The sequence below is a fragment of the Shewanella basaltis genome, from assembly GCF_023283885.1.
Classification (GTDB): domain Bacteria; phylum Pseudomonadota; class Gammaproteobacteria; order Enterobacterales; family Shewanellaceae; genus Shewanella; species Shewanella basaltis.
This window is the reverse complement of sequence record NZ_JAKILA010000002.1, coordinates 127,153-146,834: the sequence shown is the minus strand read 5'-3', so window position 1 is coordinate 146,834 and position 19,682 is coordinate 127,153. Positions and strand designations below refer to the sequence as shown.

Annotated in this window: 14 protein-coding genes; 3 read left to right on the top strand and 11 right to left on the bottom strand. The window is 44.3% G+C overall.

The window, feature by feature from the left end; all coding sequences use genetic code 11:
- Positions 1–6 precede the first annotated feature (6 nt).
- From L2703_RS02435 to L2703_RS02420, 4 genes are all read right to left on the bottom strand, one after another.
- Positions 7–3,291: a S41 family peptidase gene (locus L2703_RS02435; RefSeq protein ID WP_248969553.1), complete on the bottom strand. Its 3,285-nt coding sequence runs from the start codon at positions 3,289–3,291 to the stop codon at positions 7–9.
- A gap of 163 nt (positions 3,292–3,454) precedes the next feature.
- A complete protein-coding gene (locus L2703_RS02430) occupies positions 3,455–4,306 on the bottom strand; it encodes a hypothetical protein (RefSeq protein WP_248969552.1) in 852 nt (283 codons plus the stop codon).
- Positions 4,303–4,881: a sigma-70 family RNA polymerase sigma factor gene (locus tag L2703_RS02425; protein ID WP_248969713.1), complete on the bottom strand. Its 579-nt coding sequence runs from the start codon at positions 4,879–4,881 to the stop codon at positions 4,303–4,305. Before L2703_RS02425 ends, L2703_RS02430 begins: the two co-directional genes overlap by 4 nt.
- A gap of 46 nt (positions 4,882–4,927) precedes the next feature.
- Positions 4,928–6,721 (bottom strand): vWA domain-containing protein, encoded by a 1,794-nt coding sequence (locus L2703_RS02420; RefSeq protein ID WP_248969551.1) that lies wholly within the window; start codon positions 6,719–6,721, stop codon positions 4,928–4,930.
- 561 nt (positions 6,722–7,282) lie between these two features.
- Here L2703_RS02420 and purE point away from each other — a divergent pair.
- Together purE and purK are read left to right on the top strand one after the other, a co-directional pair.
- Positions 7,283–7,774 carry a 5-(carboxyamino)imidazole ribonucleotide mutase gene (gene purE, locus L2703_RS02415; RefSeq protein WP_248969550.1) on the top strand — a complete coding sequence of 164 codons (492 nt, stop codon included), beginning with the start codon at positions 7,283–7,285 and terminating at the stop codon, positions 7,772–7,774.
- Complete coding sequence (gene purK / locus L2703_RS02410) at positions 7,774–8,856, top strand: 5-(carboxyamino)imidazole ribonucleotide synthase (protein ID WP_248969549.1); 1,083 nt, start codon at positions 7,774–7,776, stop codon at positions 8,854–8,856. The genes purE and purK overlap by 1 nt, the downstream gene beginning before the upstream one ends.
- A 321-nt stretch (positions 8,857–9,177) precedes the next feature.
- Here purK and L2703_RS02405 read toward each other — a convergent pair whose 3' ends face one another.
- The 5 genes from L2703_RS02405 to L2703_RS02385 form a co-directional block, all read right to left on the bottom strand.
- The gene (locus tag L2703_RS02405; protein ID WP_248969548.1) at positions 9,178–9,777 is read right to left on the bottom strand and encodes a transglycosylase SLT domain-containing protein; all 600 of its coding nucleotides are present in this window, start codon (positions 9,775–9,777) and stop codon (positions 9,178–9,180) included.
- Positions 9,778–9,890: 113 nt separating this feature from the next.
- Positions 9,891–10,340 (bottom strand): hypothetical protein, encoded by a 450-nt coding sequence (locus tag L2703_RS02400; RefSeq protein ID WP_248969547.1) that lies wholly within the window; start codon positions 10,338–10,340, stop codon positions 9,891–9,893.
- 2 nt (positions 10,341–10,342) lie between these two features.
- A complete protein-coding gene (gshA, locus tag L2703_RS02395; protein ID WP_248969546.1) occupies positions 10,343–11,968 on the bottom strand; it encodes a glutamate--cysteine ligase in 1,626 nt (541 codons plus the stop codon).
- A gap of 344 nt (positions 11,969–12,312) precedes the next feature.
- Complete coding sequence (locus L2703_RS02390; protein ID WP_248969545.1) at positions 12,313–15,168, bottom strand: M16 family metallopeptidase; 2,856 nt, start codon at positions 15,166–15,168, stop codon at positions 12,313–12,315.
- Positions 15,169–15,240: 72 nt separating this feature from the next.
- Positions 15,241–15,660, bottom strand: coding sequence for a YqaA family protein (locus L2703_RS02385; protein WP_248969544.1), 420 nt, complete (start codon positions 15,658–15,660; stop codon positions 15,241–15,243).
- Between the two features lie 479 nt (positions 15,661–16,139).
- On the opposite strand from L2703_RS02385, the gene L2703_RS02380 reads away from it, so the two are divergent.
- Positions 16,140–17,390 (top strand): dicarboxylate/amino acid:cation symporter, encoded by a 1,251-nt coding sequence (locus L2703_RS02380; protein ID WP_248969543.1) that lies wholly within the window; start codon positions 16,140–16,142, stop codon positions 17,388–17,390.
- 74 nt (positions 17,391–17,464) lie between these two features.
- On the opposite strand, the gene L2703_RS02375 is transcribed toward L2703_RS02380, so the two are convergent.
- Complete coding sequence (locus L2703_RS02375; protein WP_248969542.1) at positions 17,465–18,736, bottom strand: alginate export family protein; 1,272 nt, start codon at positions 18,734–18,736, stop codon at positions 17,465–17,467.
- 64 nt (positions 18,737–18,800) lie between these two features.
- Positions 18,801–19,673 carry an ABC transporter ATP-binding protein gene (locus L2703_RS02370; protein ID WP_248969541.1) on the bottom strand — a complete coding sequence of 291 codons (873 nt, stop codon included), beginning with the start codon at positions 19,671–19,673 and terminating at the stop codon, positions 18,801–18,803.
- Positions 19,674–19,682: the final 9 nt, after the last annotated feature.

Below are 19,682 nucleotides of genomic sequence, written 5' to 3'. Positions count from 1 at the left end.
GCAACACTAGTTGGCTTTGATGTCGTCAGCTTTACCTGTTTTTGGCATGGGTAAGCCTTGTAATGGCGCTATGGGCTGTTGTACTAACTCATCCTTTAAGTAACTGATTGCCGCTTCAAGTTGGGCGTCTTTGCCACTGAATGTCGCATAAGGCAGGTTATCCACTTCAATGTCTGGCTCAACACCATGCCCTTCTACAATCCAGCGGCCATCAATCGCATATTGCGGGTACTCTGCCACTCGCGCCATACCATTGTCGGTAACTGAGTTTCGGCCCGACAACCACACACCAGCCCCAGCGGTTTGCTTACCAATAATTGGTGCAATATTCAGCGCCCTAACGCCAGCCGAGAAGGTTTCGCCGTCTGAATAGGTCATTTGATCGGCCAATACCACTAAATGGCCTCTAAAGGTTTGTTGCATATTGGCATGGGTACTGCCATGAGTCGGCTGCCAAAATGCCCAGGCTCGACGTAGGAGTTTTTCAATTATCCAGCTGTCGATATTACCACCACGATTACGGCGCACATCAATGATTAAGCCGTCTTTGTCATAGTTGGTGTAAAACTCACGGGCAAAACTTTCGATATCGTCAGAGCCCATGGCATAAAGGTGTAAGTAACCTATATTCCCTTTTGACGCTTCAGCCACTTTGGCGCCATTGTGTTCAACCCAGTCAAGGTAACGTAATTTCGCGTCGGCGCTAATATCGTGTGGTGTAACAACAGTGTTGAGTGCAGTTTTACCGCGTTGTAGCCCTAATAAAACCTGTTTATTCGCTTGATTGCGCAGCAGTTGAGTGACATCTGCAACTGATGCAACATTTTTACCATTGATTGCACGAATCACATCGCCCTCTTGAGCGTCCACCTCAATACGCCCAAGCGGTGATCCAGACAAAGGCAACTCGCTGTCGGTTTGATAAATGTGGCTGATCACCACTCCTTTATCGGTTTGCGTGAGCCTTGCACCTAACGCAGCGGCCTTGGCAGCCTCTTTATCTTGGTCAATGTCGCCCCCACGTACTTGCGAGTGCAGTGAGTTTAATTCCCCCATCATTTGCACAAAAATGTCATTGAGCTCATTACGATCGGTGAGCCTGTCGACCAGAGGTTGGTATTTGGTTTTGGCAGCCTGCCAGTCTACGCCGCGCATGTTAGGGTCAAAAAATGAATCACGGTGCATAAGCCAGGCATCTTCAAAAATCTGTTGCCATTCTTGTTGTGGCGAAATGCTTAACTGCCATTGTGCTGTGCTCACTTTAGCATTTGACACGTCACTGGCTAACTTATCGCCAGCATCAACAATCATGATGTTTTTAGGATCTGACTTTTTACGCAGCATAAGTTTACTGCCATCTTTTGCTAACGCATATTGACCAACATCGTCGCTAAAGGTGTCAACTTTTGGCTGCAGTGCATCAAACTTAATCAGCTTTAACTCGCTGTTATCTTGATCACCATCAAGCAGATATAACTTGTCTTTGGTGGCAGTTAAGCTGTTGTAGTTACCAGCATCGACCGGCACTTGCCATAAACGCTGATTAAGCCCATCCCAATCGACTTTGATTTTAGCCGAGCCACTAGGGCTGTTATCTTCTGTTGTTTTGACCGTTTTATTGGCTGTAAGCTCTGTTGGTTTAGCAAATGGAAACACAGCTTTTGCATCTAACGCTAAGGCAAATATTTGGGTGCGTTTATCAAAAATAGGCCCCATATTGCGATCGCCCCATGGCGAACCTGGATTGGCTTTAAACTCGCGGTTAGACAAAAAGTACAACCATTTACCGTCATGGCTAAAGCTTGGGGAAAACGACTCGTACTTATCTGTTGTTAAGGTTTGTGCTTTAGACTCATTAATAGAATACAACACGATTTGCGGGCGCTGTTTGCCAATTTTTGATTGCGTTAGCGCAATAAATTGGCTGTCGGCCGACCATTTAATGTCTTGATAAGGGCCTAACCCCTCACCATTACTCATGATTTTTTGGTTGTTATTGCGAGTTAAATCCAATAACCATACATTGCCCATATAATCGTCGTGCACTAAATAACGGCCATTTGGCGATAACGATAAACTGGTGCGTAAAGTGTTGCCGTCTTTAGTCAGTTGCTTGGCACCTGCTGAGCCGTCTGCTGGGTATTGCCAAATTTCTTGCTCGCCTGACGCATCACTAATGGCATACACCCACTTGCCATCATCACTTAATAACGCATCACGCACTCTACTGTCTGCAGGGGAGTCTATTTGCACCAAACGGCGGCCATCGTTGCTGGCAATCGCCACATGGCTGCGGGCGGTAATCACTACATTGTCGCCTTGAGGAGACAGTACAGTGGAAGTGGCGTACTCCATTGGGTCATTGACCCATTGTTCACGACGATGTGCAAAGTCGCTGGTGAGTTCAATATCGAGGGTGCTTTGGGCCATGTCAGCTAAATTGAGTAGCTTAATATCGGCGCCTTGTTGAAACACTATACGGCCATTATCAAGTTGGGCATCACGCACCTGCCATTGGGTGTGTTGCGTGTGTTGCTTAACATCTTTTCCATCAAGGCTCATTGACCAAATATTATCATTACCCGATTGGTCACTGACAAAATACACCCGTTGTTGCCATAGCATCGGCTGCTTAACAGAGCCTTCATGAGTGGTGGTTAATTGCTGAGCTTCTTGTTTGCTGCCAATTTTATAACGCCAAATTTCACCTTTAGCGCCGCCACGATACACTTTGGCGTTGTCGCCACTGACCTGTAAACCAAACTGGGTAAAGTAAACATACTCGCCTTTATCATCGATAACCCCTTCAACGGCGTCGGCTAATGGTAGGTCGGTAACGGTTAATGTGTTTGGATTAACGGTTTTCAGTACCCAAAAATTAGCAGGGCCAAAAGCATTATCGGTTGAATACAACACCTCACCTGCCTCGGTCCAACCTTGCAGGCGCACACGGCTGTTTTCAAAACTGACTCGTTTGGCCACACCACCAGCAATCGGCATCACATACACTTCGCTCGCGCCTTCATAATTGGCGGTGTATGCCACCCACTTGCCATCTTTAGAAATGGTGGCATCAAGCTCTTCAGCTGTGAGGCTAGTTAAACGGCTGGCTTTCGTCTGGTTAAGCTGCGTCGTCCACAAGTCGCCTTCTGCGGTAAACACAAGCGTTTGGTCATGCAGCGCAGGGGCGCGGTAATAACCTTGGTTAGCAGCATGGGCTAACGTTATTGATGAACAGGCTAATGTGCCTAACGCTAGCATGCAATGGGTTACTGAGCGGCGAAGTTTCATGGTGAGGAGTTTCCTTTACTCGGTCTAAGGCCTTGGTGTTATTTAACCTGAGCCCAGGTTATTTATTCACGTTATCAGAGTTATGTTATTTTTTGCAGTACAAAAATGTAACGAAAATCGGCTAAGCATGATTCGCTTAGCCGATAACGGTGTTGCATGTTAATTACTGCGAGGTTAGCTGCGCTTTGATTTTTTGATATTGCTTATACAGCGGATGCGCTGGGCTCAACAGCTCAGGAAAGCGTTGCTCCATGGTTATCATATAACCTTCAGCTTGCTTGAGCTTATTGTCTGCCAGTAATGCCTGTAATCGCGCTAAAGCGAGTTCGGCCGTATCAAGCTCAATATCACCTTTAGGATTGCGTTCAAATTGCTGCTTCATGTGTTTAAGCTCTTTGTCTTGCTGGCGTACAGGCAGCGCAGCGGCTTTTTGCTGGGCAGCGTCTGCATCGGCAACCTGTTTAGCCGCTTGGGCTTGGCGCACAGACTCTGCTTGAGTGAGGGCATCGCGCATTGGCATTTTGTCTGCTGGTGTATGGTCAATTACTGCCTCGTGGTGACTGGCTGAAACTGGCTTTTCCTGCTGCTCCGGTGCGGCGCGCATTGACATGCCTTCAACGGCAATGGCTTGTTCAGATGCTGCATTAAGGCTGATGTCTGCAGATGATTGGCTCATCGCCTGTTGATCATCAATTTGCTCAGTGCCCCCCACAGGCACTGGCAACCCTTGCTCAATATTTAGACCCACTTGTTGTTGCAGACTCGGGCTTAAAATAAACAAGCCTGCCACCAACATCACCGAAGCGGCCGTTGAAAATAGCCACGCATTACGCCGCCATAACGAGGGGTGAGCGCCGCGTTGTTTAGCGACCACATGATGAGCAGTCCTGGCTTTTGCTAATATAGCCTCATCTAACTCAGCGGCTGGTTGTTCTAGTGACTGCTGATGATAAAGGTGTTTTATTTCAGTGTGTAATGCAGCAAACTCGGCATCATGATCTTGTGACTGACTCATGCTCTTGTCTCCGGCAATTGATTCGAAATACATTGTTTAATACTTTGATAAGCATAACGAATGCGGCTTTTGGTGGCTTCAAGGGTTACATTAGCAATGTCGCTTATCATGGCGGCGGTCATGCCCATTTCAATATTGAGTAGAAACGCTTCTTTCTGCACTGGCGGTAACTTGGCAATGCAGGTTTTGATGATATTAAGTTGTTGCTGTTGCTCTAATTGAACCTCTGGGGCGCAGAGGTTGTTGGCAGCTAGAGTGTCCATGTCCTGTTCTTTATCTAAAGGGCTGACGCTATCGAGCGGCTTTACCACGCGAACATGATCAATGAGCAAGTTATGGGCAATCTTATACAACCAGGTGGTAAATTTAGCACTGACCTGATATTGCGATGCGGCCTTAATCACTTTCCCCCAAGTCTCTTGATATAAATCTTCTGCCAACTGTTGGTCGTGTAATTGACGCACAAAGTAGCGATACAACGGTCCTTTGTGTTTGCGATATAAGACTTCAAATGCTTTGCTGCTACCGGCCTGATAATCTAACATCAGCTGTTCGTCACTGGCGGTTTGAGGCATTAAACGTTCGTCCTTTGGCTGTGTGAATGTGGGCACCTTGTTATCCTTAATTCGGGTATGCTTGATTAACCGCTAATCTAGATTGCTCAGACAACACATGGGCCGTTTTTAGTAACTGGACAAACTCATGGCGATAACCAAAACGGTCCTGGCCCATTGCAGATTCGGCAAGAGCAATTAACTTAGCATAATCAACATCGTGCACATAATGATTATGATTAAGTAATTGACCAAAGCCTGCCACTGCGGCTGCAAATCGCAAGTCATCACTGGCGTGTTGTAAATGCTTTATCTGCTGCGTTTTAGTGATAGGAAAAGTTAATAATTGGCTTGCTTGGCCACCAATGGCTTTATAGCGCAATTTTAAAAAAGCCACTTCATCGCTTACCGCTCTTGCCTTGTTATCTGTCGTTGTTGAGGCCCGATAACGCAGCGGATCAACTAAAGTATTGTGGCTATCGCTGTATCGCAATTCGTACAGTGCAGTCACAGTATGGCCTGCACCAATCTCCCCTGCATCAACCGCGTCATTGTTAAAGTCACTTCGATTCAGTAAACGATTTTCGTAACCAATTAAACGGTATTCAGACACGACAGCAGGATTAAACTCTATTTGTACTTTGACATCGTGAGCGATGGTGAGCAAAGTGACACTCAGTTGATCTACCAATACTTTTCTTGCTTCATGTAGCGTGTCGATATAGGCATACTGACCATTGGCTTTATTCGATAACTGCTCTAACAAATGGTCATTATAGTTGCCTAAGCCAAAACCTAATGTCGACAAACCAATCCCCGTTTTGCTGCGAGTTGCCACATAATCTACCAACTGCTGATGGTCGGTCATGCCCAGATTAAAATCACCGTCTGTGGCTAAAATAACGCGATTAGTCCCCTGTTTAATAAAATGTTTTTGCGCTAATTGATACGCCAACTGTATACCTTGGCTGCCATTGGTGCCGCCTTGGGCATTTAACTGACTTAGGGCGTGGTTGATGGCCGTAACGTCATTACCTGCTACACCATCAAGTACCACGCCACTGGCGCCAGCGTACACCACAATAGACACTTTATCTTGCGCCGACAATTGCTGACTAAGCATCAACAAGGCTTGCTTTAACAAAGGCAACTTGTCGTTTGACGACATAGAACCAGACACATCGAGCAAAAACACCAGGTTACTGGCACCTCTTTGGTTGGCTGCAACCTCAAACCCTTTTATGCCAATGCGTAACAATTGCGTATTTTGATTATAGGGCGATGGCGCCAATTCGGTGGTAACATTAAAGGGCACCTCGGCATCGGTTGGTGCGGGGTAATCATAACTAAAGTAGTTAATCAGCTCTTCGATCCGTACACTATCTTTAGCCGGTAGCAGGCCTTGATTAATCGTTCTTCTCATCGTGCTGTAGTTGCCAGTATCAACGTCAATAGAAAAGGTTGAAACCGGCGTTTCACTCACCACCATATTGCCGTTCTGCACCAGGGTGGCAAACTTATCATTATTGATCGGCTCAGCACTAAGATGGCTGCCATCGCGATGCATTGGCATGACAGCGGCCATTGTTTTAGCGCGATTTGATTGTATTTGATCTTTAATTGATTGTTGAGCTTGCTCTTGGGCTGAAAGGATCATTTCGGCATGTAGTGGCTTGAGCGTAGTGTGACTCACAGGTAACGCATGTGGATGTGTGCTTGGCGCTAAATCGCTCACGTTAACGTCCTCCGTTTGGGGTTGCTGATGCGCATCCTTTGGCGCTTGCCCGCAGCCGCCAATCATAATGCCACTGATGATAAGAGCCAAAAGGCTGTGGTTAACGGCTTGCTGGTAATCCTTCATAAACGTGCCCTTTTCAGAAAGTTTGTTATCTCGCTACTGACTAATAACGAACGCAAATATAAAAAGGGTTATACCATTTCCATTAATTATGTGACCAATCAGAGCCACTCAGACTTTTCAGTTTGAGGCGCATTGTTGAAAGAATGGTTATTCCCTTTTAAGGCGATGCAACAAAGAAATGGAAAGTCTGAGTGTCTCCTACAAGGCGGGTTTCTGTGCCTTCTATACTGCTTAATAGTATTTTGACGTAGAGCAACTATGCCTACAATCCTATTACTTGCCTAGAAGGCACAGAATTCCCGCTGAATGACCAGATAATTGCTGGAATTGGTATTATTTAAATGCCATTAGCCCTACCATACCCAAACACACCAAAAGAGTTTTCGTTTTTAGAAACTGAGTGTTAGCCTCAAGAAACACTGAAGTGCAGCCAATTGCGCACCGCTTATGCTATTATCTAGCCCCTTTTTTATCGCCTTAATATTGAGGTTAATTACCTAGGTTACTTTGCCGGTGAATTAACAAAATATACTAATACAATAAGTACGTTAAGGAGTTAACATGCAAGCCCTAGTTGCTGTTGTGATGGGTTCAAAAAGTGATTGGCCGACAATGGAAGCCGCCGCTGAGATAATGGATAAGCTTAAAGTGCCTTATCATGTTGAAGTTGTTTCGGCTCACAGAACACCAGACAAGCTAATGGAATTTGCAAGTTCTGCTGCAGATAAAGGCTATAAAGTCATTATTGGCGGCGCAGGCGGCGCAGCCCATTTACCAGGCATGATCGCCTCTAAAACTCGTTTGCCTGTATTGGGTGTCCCGGTGCAAAGCAAGGCGTTATCCGGCATGGACAGCCTACTGTCTATTGTCCAAATGCCTAAAGGCATTGCGGTTGGCACGTTAGCCATTGGTACAGCCGGCGCATTTAACGCAGGTTTATTGGCTAGCCAAATTATGGCGGTCACCGACACAGATTTAGCCGCTCGCTTAGAGGCGTTTCGTGAAGAGCAAACTCGCTCTATTCTTGATAATCCCGATCCGAGAGAAGACTAATGACTTTGCCAAAAAACCTTTGGGTATTGGGTGATGGCCAACTAGGCGCCATGCTCAGTCATGCAGGGCAGCCGTTAGGCATTAATGTGCGACCCGTTGATATTATGACGCCATCGGATGCGCAGTTACCGCTACTTGCTGACGACATCATTACCGCTGAACGTGAACAATGGCCACAATCGCAACTGAGTTTGCAATTAAGCCAACACCCACACTTTATCAATGGCCCTGTTTTTGGGCGTTTAGCTGATCGCTATACTCAAAAAAGCCTGCTCGATGAGTTAGCTGTCGCAACATCGCCATGGCAATTAGTCGATGATAATACCAGTACAGAGGCACTTTATCAGGCTTATGGTGAACGGGTATTATTAAAGCGTCGCACCGGTGGTTATGACGGTAAAGGTCAGCATTGGCTCAAACAAAATGACGCCTCAAACATCCCACAGGATTGGCGTAACGAAGCCATTGCAGAGCAAGCCATTAACTTTGACGAAGAAGTGTCGTTAGTGGGTGTACGCACCCAAGATGGCCGCTGTTTATTTTATCCGTTAACACTGAACTTGCATCAAGACGGTATTCTGATGGCATCAATTGCGCCATTAAGCCGTTTAGCGCCACTGCAAGCAGAAGCAGAAAGCATGTTAAGCAAGGTCATGAATGGTCTTGATTATGTGGGTGTCATGGCAATGGAGTGCTTTAGAGTTGGCGAGCACTTAATGGTAAACGAGCTTGCCCCTAGAGTGCACAACTCGGGCCATTGGACGCAAGCAGGCTGCCATATTAACCAGTTTGAACTGCATTTACGTGCGCTGTGCAATTTACCTTTGCATCAACCTCAGGTGAACTTTCAGTGTGTGATGGTGAACTTAATTGGTGTCGATAAAGACGAGCGCTGGTTAAGCCTGCCTAACGCTGAGCTGTTTTGGTACAACAAAGAAGTGCGAGTAGGCCGTAAAGTGGGCCATTTAAACTTGTCTGTGCACAATAAAGCCATGTTAGATGACAGTATTAAACAGCTTAAAAGCTGGATGCCACAGCAATATCAAGCGCCTTTAGATTGGATTTTGGCCGAGTTTGCTTAGTGCATCTAATTAACAAAAAAGGAGCCTAGCTCCTTTTTTGTTATGGCTTATACCATTCCGCATTAATAAGTGACCACTCAGAATGCGTCCAGCGGTTTTTGATTAAGGCGTCGCTATGTAGTAATGGTTGTTCCCTTTCAAATAGCGAGAACGCAGAGCAAAAGCCGCTGGGGCATTCCTTTCAGGCGAGTTTTAAAAGGGCTTATACTGCGTTGCATGACTTCGAAAGAGAATAACTATTCATTCAGTCATTCGCCTTGTTTAAGCCCTTTTAAATTCTCGCTGAGAGATCACTTGCTAACGCGGAATGGTATTAATTGACTACCACCAAGATGAATCTAACTCATCTTTACATTGGCCATATTGCGCCGCATAGCGCCTTGCACGTTGATCAACTTTATTCGCAACCGGGATTAACCACTTTTTGGCTTTATAACTACCTCGTTTATAACCGCCCCATCCTTCGTGGTAATTGAGATATTGATTTTTAGCGTCCCATTTAGATACACCATTTATTTTGTGGGTTTTATAAATATACCAACCCATAAAGTCCATGGCATCGTCAAAGTCACTGCGACTTGACCAGCTGTTACCGGTTTCTTTTACATAGTCGCCCCAGGTCATGTTTTTAGCCTGCGCATAGCCGTAAGCATCACTTGCTCGCCCGGTTGGAATAAACCCTAAAAAATACTCCATTGGTGGCGCCGCGTTGTGCCTAAAACCGCTTTCTTGATACATCATTGCTAATGGCACATGCACAGGCACGCCCCACTTTTCTCTGGCATCGACAGCAGCATCGTACCAAGCGCTATGTTCTTCAAAAATGGCGCAGATATTATCTGGTTGTTGAGGAGGTGAAGTGGCACAACCTGAAAGTTGCAGCAATACAATCGAGCTAACAACAACTAAAAAACGCTTCATAACACCTCTATTTATACGTAATGAGCGGCTCAAGAAAATAACAATAACCGTTACAACCCAAATACTTAAGTATACAATGAGTTTTGCACCAATAAGCGGCTAATGCAATTGAGTTAGCGCTTCATTTCACATTGATGAGATTCTGTTTGCCACACAACAGGTTGCCAATATCCTTGATTTGCACCGATATAAATCCGGTCTGTATTAAACTGAGCAGCGATATGATGACGCTGATTAGCCAGTACGTCGACAGTGAATGTTTTCACTTTACGAGCAGCCAATGAGACTTTGAGTTCGGGGGCATTAATGAGCTCCGCGACAGTAAACTCATGCTTTCCTGGGGGGAGTTGGTAATTGGGTCTGGATATCACAGGTACACCATCAAGGTGTGTCACCACTAGGCGGTAAAGCTGGGCACTGTTGTCGGGCGCAAGAAAGCTCGAAACAGTACCACACTGTGCAGTATCATCTGGCGCCGACGCACAACCTTGCAATATGACGAGTGACAAACTCATTGCTAACGGTATGGCTAACTGACGCCGAGAAAATATCCTGCTTAACATGCTTACTTAGCCTCAAATGTACCTGCTGGTACCACATCTTTAAAATACTGCTGCAAAAACTCGCTAAACGTGTCTTGCGGCTGTGCTTCAATGTGTTGTTGCTCTGCCAATGATGCAATCGCTTCGTCGACATAGCTTTTTTCAACGCTTTCGCTTAACGGATAATGCGTTAAAAATTCATGATAATCTTCAGCAAGTTGTTTTACCCATACACTGTGATCTGTGCCTTTTACTACAACCTCATTAATCACACGACCAGACAGTGTTTTATCTGGATCATCAATGGCTTCAGCCCAATGAGCTAAGGCGAGTTGATAAGCATGGCTCTCTTCACCATCGAGTAATATGGCTAAGGTTGATAACTCGGCAAATAATTCGTGCATCCATTGTGCTAATGGCATAGGTTGGCCGTTTTGCTGTAAAACCAGCCCGGGTTTACGCCCCTCAAGCACGACCGCTTTTAAGTTTGCCGCAATCTCAGCCTCGCCTACTGCGTCTGTGTCGTCTGAGGGTGACAATAAGCAATGCAGTAAAAACAAATCAAGAAAGCGCACCTGGGTGGCATCAATACCCACAGGGCTAAATGGGTTCACATCTAATGCACGTACTTCAATATATTCAACCCCAGCGCGGGCAAGTGCCTGGGAAGGTTTTTCACCTTTTTTGGTTACACGTTTTGCACGAATAGGGGCATAAAACTCGTTTTCAATTTGCAAGATGTTGCTGTTTAGCTGACGAAACTCACCGTCAACATTGACACCAATTTGGGCAAACTTCTTCGATGGCATTTTTATGGCTTTGCCTACACCATCGAGGTATTCAGGTAATGAGTTATAGCTAATGTTTAAGGTGTCTTGTTCTTTATTGGTGTAGCCCAAATCGCTCATACGTAATGAGGTTGCATAAGGCAGGTACAGAGTCCCTTTACCCGTTTGTTCAAATTCAAAATCAACATCTTGATCTTTAATAAACGAGCCACATAATGCTGGAGATGATCCAAAAAGATACGGTAATACCCACACTAAACGACGATAGTTACGGATCAATCCAAAATAGGATTCTGAAACAAAATCTTCAAAAGTATTACTCTTGTTGCAGCAAGCATTACCATTACCGTTAGCAATTTTGTCGTCGTACAAACGTTGCCATAACTCGTTTGACACCGAAAAATTAAAATGCACCCCGGCAATAATTTGCATTAGTGCCCCGTAGCGGTGTGTTAATCCTTTACGGTAGAGGGTTTTCATTTTACCAGTATTTGATACGCCATATCGTGCAACCGGTATGTTGGCAACATCGCCAATGTAACAGGGCATACTAACAGGCCATAACTTTTGTCCATTAAGATTACGCACACTGTATGCATGTGTTTGGGTTAATCCTTCAAGTAAATCGTCGATATTATGGCTAACGGGAGTAATAAACTCTAATAATGCTTCACTGTAGTCGGTTGTAATGCGTGAGTTGGTTAACGCAGAGCCAAGTGCTTTAGGGTGCTCGTCTTGAGCCAAGTGGCCATTTTCATCAATACGCAAAGCTTCACGTTCAATACCACGTAACATACCCAATAATGCCTCTCGGCCTTGAGTGTCGCTTAAGTGTTTGACCTTTTCATTGAAAGACTTCAATTTATTACTCTCTTATTTGGATTCGCATTGCGAGTAAACAGCTAGACCTGATAATAAAGGATATTATTACTTAGTTCGCAAAAAATAGTGTCATTTCGCATCAGTCAACATAATGCGAACCGTGCTGAATAAAATAAAAACGGCAACGCTGTTGTTACCGTTTATGAGTCCTACCGCTTCAATTTATTGAATGACCATAATAATGAATCCAATACGATTCACAGGCATTGGTTGGGTCAAAAACATTCAAAAGTCAGCAAATATGGCCACTGAATTAACAATATGAGGTTAACACTAGCCAGTTTCAAGTGCTAGTGCTAACTCGATGCATCTCAAGTATACAATTAGTCTGCTAATGTGACGGTTTCTACTTGATACCCCAGTGCTTGTAGGCTTGGCTCCACACTGGCTTTATCACCCACAACCAAGAATACCATGTCATCCATATTCAACAATTTAGCGGCTAATTGGTTGAGCTGCGTTAATGTTATGCGATCAACTATCTCATCTTGTTTTAAGGTAAAGTCTTGGTCTAGTTGATAACGTTGGATCATGCGTAAAAACCCGGCTTTTTGATAAGGTGTTTCATACTCAAGCGCTTGGCTTTGAGCAATTGAATTACGCATAAACCTTAACTCATTCTCAGTCATACCTTCTGTTTGATACGTTTTGATTTCTTTAACAAACTCAACTAATGCATCTGCGGTTACGTCACTGCGCACGCTGGCATAGGCCATAAACTCGCCAGAATCCTCACTGCCATTAAACACGGTTCTCGCACCGTAGGTATAACCTTTATCTTCTCGCAAGTTTAGGTTAATACGGCTATTAAATGCGCCGCCTAATGGGTAGTTCATAAGGTAAGCTTTAAAATAATCGCCCGTTGCATCATAAGATAATGACGGTTTGCCTATTGTGATAACCGATTGCGCAGCACCTGGTTTGTCTATTAAGTAAACCGTGTTTTTAGGGTGCGAAAGTGCAGCAGGTAATTGCGCGACTTTTGTGGCCTCCCCCTGCCAAGTTGAAAAAACGGCCAATTTAGGCTGTATTTGTTGCTGGCTTAAATCAGACACCACCACAATTTGAGCATTACCGGCACGATATTGCTGCTGATAATATTGCTTCACATCATCTAGGGTGATTGCTGACAACGATTTTACCGTTCCACTACTGCTAACACCCATTGGGTTTTGGCGCCCATAAAGCAACTGATTAAATCCACTACTGGCAATAAAATTAGGGTCGGATAACTGATGCTGTAAGCCTTGAATAGCCTGTTGCTTTACACGGTCAAAGTCGGCCTGTAAAAACCCTGGGCTAAACAAACGCTCTTCAACCAATGCCAGTGTGGCATCAAGGTGTTCGGTTAAACTCGACACTTTGATAAAGCTCTGAGAGCTGCTTGCACCAAAACTAATGGTTGAACCTAGCATGTCTAATGCACCTGCCAGTTCTTCGCTGCTGCGCTTAAGACTTGACTCGTTTAGCATTGATGCGGTTAAGTCTGCAATACCGGCTTTATCTAATGGCGCTAATCGATGACCACCATCAAGGTAGATTAATAACTCAACCGTTGGTGTTTCATGACTTTCAGTACCCATAACGCTAGTGCCATTCTCGAGTTGAGATTGCCACAATTTGGGTACCGTTAATAATGGGGCCGCTGAAGCAACCGGCATTTTACTGCGATCAAAAGATGACGTGGTCAAAGCCGTCTGTGTTAATCCGGTTACCGCTTCTTGAGCGATTGGGAGCATGGTTGGTTCAAAATTATCTGCATGTGCAATTAATTGCTTTTGCCCTTCAGGCACAATGCTCATCACGACCATAGGTTTGTTTTTAATATATGTATTAAACACTCGCATCACATCAGCTTTACTCACGTTAGCATAACGAGCTAAATCTGAACCTATCATGTTAGGTTGACCAAAAAAGGTTTGGTTTGCTGCCAGTGCAGACACTTTGCCTTGCACACTTTGCATACCAAAAATGGTGTCAGCCTCAAATTGCACTTTAACCTTTTGTAAATCAGCATCGGTGACACCACGCTGTTCAAACTCAGCAATGGTTTGATTTACTTTGGCTTCAATGTCAGCAAGGCTGGCAGCCTTAGCAGGGTTAGCAACGGCATAAAGCGACAACTGGCAGGCAAGCTCTTGACAAGGGTGGCTAGCCCCAGCCTGTACCGCAAAACCTTCTTTAACTAAATTTTTGTAAATTAGCGATGTTTTACCTCCGCCTAAGATATTGGCCAGTAAATCAAGCGCGGCCTCATCTTGATGTTGAGCGTAAACCGTGGGAAAACCAATATACAGCAGCGGCAAATGGGCTTTATCTTCCATTGAGATATAACGAGTGCTGTCTAATGTCACTTTGGTCTTTTCGTCAGGTTTGACTTCAGGCCCGCGAGGGATTTCGCCAAAGTATTGATTGATCCAGGCTAAGGTTTGGGCTTCGTCAAAGTCACCACCAATGGTTAAGGTGGCATTATTGGGGCCATACCAGCGTTGGAAAAAATGCTTAACATCGCTGGTGGTTGCACGATCTAAATCTTCTGGCCAACCTATAACCGGCCAAGAGTAAGGATGTCCTGCAGGATAAAGAGCCTGGTTAAAACGTTCATTTAAACGACCATAAGGGCGGTTATCAATGCGTTGAGCGCGCTCGTTTTTAACGGTTTCGCGTTGTACTTCAAATTTTTTGTCGGTTAATGCTGGCAGTAAAAAGCCCATGCGATCAGATTCTAACCACAACATTTTTTCGAGTTGATTACTTGGTACGGTTTCAAAATAGTTGGTGCGATCGGTATTTGTAGTGCCGTTGAGTGTACCGCCAGATTCTGTGACCACTTTAAAGTGTTGTTCATCTGCAACATGTTGCGAGCCCTGAAACATCATGTGTTCAAATAAATGTGCAAAACCACTGCGCCCTGCCAGTTCACGAGCAGAACCAACGTGATACGTCACGTCTACATGCACCAATGGGTCAGATTTATCTTGATGTAAAATTACCGTCAAGCCATTCGCAAGTTGATACTTTTTATAAGGGATGCTGACTTGATTTTCTGCTTGTGCCACTTCTTCAATAAAGCTAATGCCCTGAGGTAATGCAGATGCTTGCTGGCCATCGTTAGCACAACCGGCAAGCGCGGCACTTATGGCACCGGCTAACAACCATTTTTTAACATGTAATTTCACAATCAAGTCCTTCTTATAGCAAGCCACTAGCGCATACTCGCTAGCATCGTCATTTGAGATTATTTAATCATGTCATACCGACATAAAGATGAACACTACCACACTGTAACGTAATATTTTCCCTATAAAAATCAGAAAAATTGACATAAAAACAGGCAGTTTTAACCAACCGGCAAGTAAACAAAGTACATCGCCAATAAGCGGGAGCCAAGATAACAGTAATGTCCAGACCCCATAACGTTTCATCCAAGCTAACGCGATTTGAGCCGATCGACTGGTCATCTCTTGCGGGGGTTTTGCTAACCTGCCCGTCCACCCCAGTCCATAACTGGTCATTGCACCTAGTGTGTTACCAAGCGTAGCAATCATTAATAATTGCAACCACATCGTCGGCGCATCATCGAGCAGTGCCACCAGCAATACTTCTGAACCTCCGGGTAGTAACGTGGCGGCTAAAAAAGCACCGGAAAACATCATCCATAAAAGGGTCATTGTTTAATCTTTATTTGAAGGTTAAACCACAGGGTTTTTACCGTTAATATCTAAATAACCTGAGCTCGGGATAATAAATGCCTTTCAAACAGTCCTTTGCCCTGCTCACTGCGTTGAATCGACTTACAATAGGCTAGCTATTGACGCATCAATTCGCCTTGTTAGCAGAACAAATGACAAGCTTGAAAGTGAGAATGGGTAACATGTTGATTTTAAATAGTATAAGTTCATCCCTTATCCCGAGCTCAGGTTAAATAAGTTAATTATTAATACATAAAATTAAAGTTATAATAACAACATCGGTTATTCATATAAGTTATAACAAAATAACGTTGTTTGTCATGACATGAGTTCATACAATGCGATTAATATTTATTAATCGGGCAGTATGGACGTTTAAAACCACCACTCCCCTTGCCACCAATATCGACTTTACAGCGCTGTAGCTGTGCCTGGTCGATTTTTTATTTGGAACTTTCATGATTTTTCAAACGCTCAACCGCATCCCCTTTTGGCAAAAAGTCGTAGCCGGTTTTGTTTTAGGGACACTCACAGGTATTGGTTTAGGTGAGTCAGCGGTCATACTCAAACCCTTGGGTGATTTATTCATTAGCGCAATTAAAATGCTGGTTGCCCCGCTTGTATTTTGTGCCATTGTGGTCAGTATCACCTCGCTTGGCTCTCAAGATAATTTGAAACGTTTAAGCTTTAAAACCCTCGCGATGTTTATGTTTACTGGCACAATAGCTTCATTTATTGGCCTCGCTATTGGTAGTTTAATCGATATGGGCGGTAGCTTATCATTAGCAACGACCGAGGTACGTGAGCGCGACATTCCAGGGTTTGCACAAGTGCTATTGAACATGATACCGGTCAATCCATTTGCGTCTTTAGCCAACGGTAATGTACTGCAAATTATTGTATTTGCAGCTTTGGTTGGCATTGCCATTAATGCCGTGGGCGAGAAAGCCGCTCCCCTTAAAAACATCATGGAAGCCGGTGCAGAAGTGATGTTTCAGTTAACTCGTATGGTACTTAAGCTAACCCCTATTGGTGTATTTGGTCTAATGGCTTGGGTTGTGGGTGAATATGGTTTGAGCACGCTATTGCCTTTGGGCAAATTTATTATGGCGATTTATATTGCTGCATTACTCCACATTATTGTGGTTTATGGTGGCTTGGTAAAATTTGCCGCTGGGTTAAGCCCGTTACAGTTTTTCCGCAAAGCCTTGCCAGCTCAAGTGGTGGCGTTTAGCACAGCGTCGAGTTTTGGCACCTTACCCGCAAGTACCCGTTGTACACAAGCCATGGGAGTGTCTAAACAATACAGTGCATTTGTTTTACCTCTGGGTGCAACAATGAACATGGACGGTTGTGGTGGTATTTACCCCGCTATTGCTGCTATTTTTATTGCACAAATCTATGGCATACCACTGGATATGACCGATTACATGCTTATCGCACTTACTGCAACGGTTGCTTCTATCGGTACAGCTGGGGTGCCTGGCAGTGCAATGGTGATGTTAACCGTTACCTTAGGCGTAATTGGTTTGCCTCTTGAAGGGATTGCCTTTATCGCGGCCATTGATCGAATAATCGATATGATCCGCACGGCAACCAATGTTACTGGCGACATGATGACAGCCGTGGTCATTGGTAAAAGTGAAGGCCAACTTGAGGTTGAACAGTTTTATTCTGATGAACAACCGCATCAACAGATTGCTTCATAAAGCCAAGACCTTACAGCCCTTAAACAAAAAAGCGAGTATCATTTGATACTCGCTTTATTATGAGCCCTTAACGCTTAAAACTTAGCGTTTGCCCAAAGCCAAACTTTATCGGCATCAACTTTACCCGCGCCAGCATCACCTGCACTATAAACGGCATACTTGACACCCACAGTGTAGTTTTTGTCTATCGGCAGAGTAAATACCGCATCAATCTCATCGCCTAAGTCATCCACTGTGGCACTCGAGTCATCTGCGCTGAAATCATGATACATTAATGCCCAACTGCCGCCTACTGCACTACCACCAATAGATACATAAGTATCAACAAGCCCTTGTGCTGGTGTTGCTAAGAATTGATCAGACCAACCATTAAATGCATGTAATGTGGCAAGCGGTGTGGCAAAACCATAAGCGCCGTCATCAGAGCCTAACACTTCATAACCTAGTTTGACTGTTAAACCGCTAAATCCAACACCAACTTCACCGAGCATATAATCGGCAGAATAAGATGTAGTTGCAGTATCAGCATCTTGAGTGGCATATTCTAAAGTATAAAGTAATTTAATCTTGTCGATATCTTTAGCACCAGCAAAGCGCACACCATAAGTGTCGATACCATTGTCTACTTGAGTGTCTTCTTCTAGCAAATATCCATAGGCACTTAATTTACCTAAGCCTAAATTATAAGAAGCATTAATGATGTGATCTTTGGCATCGATATCTCTGACTTCAGCAAAAATACGATTGCGTTTGTATAGGTAACCGTAATCTAGCGTTAAGTCGTCCTTGGCGTATTGCATCGTGAGTGCATCAAAGGTTTGACGATCTTGACGCCATCCCACATGGCCAATAAAACGTTGATTATCAATAGCGATAACCTGACGGCCGGCCTTTGCGGTAAATCCATCATATTTATATTGTAAAAAAGCCTGATCTAACTCTGTGGTTTCTGGATCGGCAATAACAGAGTAATCGGCGTTATTACCAATGGCATTATTGTAATCATCAACGCCTGCAACACTTCGAGAGTCTTCAAATTCAACGAGGGCAGAAAAACCATTATAAGCCGCTGTAGCCAGAGTTAAGCGAGTGCGTAAAGTGAGCGCATCGGCATTTTTTAATGCATTGTCTTGGTCAACTGATTCATAACGCAAATTTAAATCAACATTGGCACTACCTTGAGTCACGGCATCCGCTATTGATGTGACAGAAGAGTCAGCTGCAGTGGCACTGCCAATGGCAAATAATAATGAACAGGTGAGTGCAGATAAGGCTAAATTCTTTGTTTTAGTCGAATTTAGGCAAGCGTTATCCGCAACTTGATTAACAAGCAGTTTTTTATTCATCTTATATCCCTTATTTTTTTTGAGTTATTTACACGCGTTAAAGCGCAATCGCACGACCAGCAAGTTAACTGCTGCTCACTTTAACCACTTTGTGATTTTCGTGTTGTGACATATCCTGCATTTTAGATGCTTGTTTGTTTTGTGTTAATGGTTCAACCTTGCGTTGTTTTTCGTACAAAAATTTAAGCACTTCTGAGCGCAGCCGGTTGTACTCAGTGTCTTGCGCTAAGGCTAAACGATTTCTTGGACGTTCAAGACCTACGTGTAAAATCTCACCGACAGTCGCTTCAGGTCCATTGGTCATCATGACAATTTTGTCCGACAACAATACGGCTTCGTCGACATCGTGAGTGATCATTATCACCGTATTGTTGAGTTGGCTTTGGATTTCCATCAATGAGTCTTGCATGTGTGCTCGAGTAAGCGCATCTAATGCGCCAAACGGTTCATCCATTAGCAAGACTTCAGGTTGCATAGCTAGGGCTCTGGCGATACCAACTCGCTGTTTCATACCACCAGAGATTTCCCCAGGGCGCTTGTGCATTGCGTGTTCCATGTGAACTAATTGCAGATTATGTTCAATCCACTGTTTCATTTCTGCCTTGCTCATTTTGCCTGAAAACACCTTTTTCACGGCAAGTTCTACGTTTTGATAAGCACTTAGCCAAGGCAATAATGAATGATTTTGAAACACAACCGCGCGCTCTGGACCGGGCTCTTTCACCTCTGCACTTTTTAAAATTACCCCACCAGAACTGGCTTGGTATAAACCGGCAACAATATTTAATACTGTTGATTTACCGCAGCCAGAGTGGCCAATTAATGACACAAACTCGCCTTTGTTAATCTTTAAATTGACATCTTTTAGGGCAGTAAATGACCCTTTAGGCGTTGGAAAAACCATATCTACGCCGCTGATCTCTAAAAATGAACTCATGCTGCTACC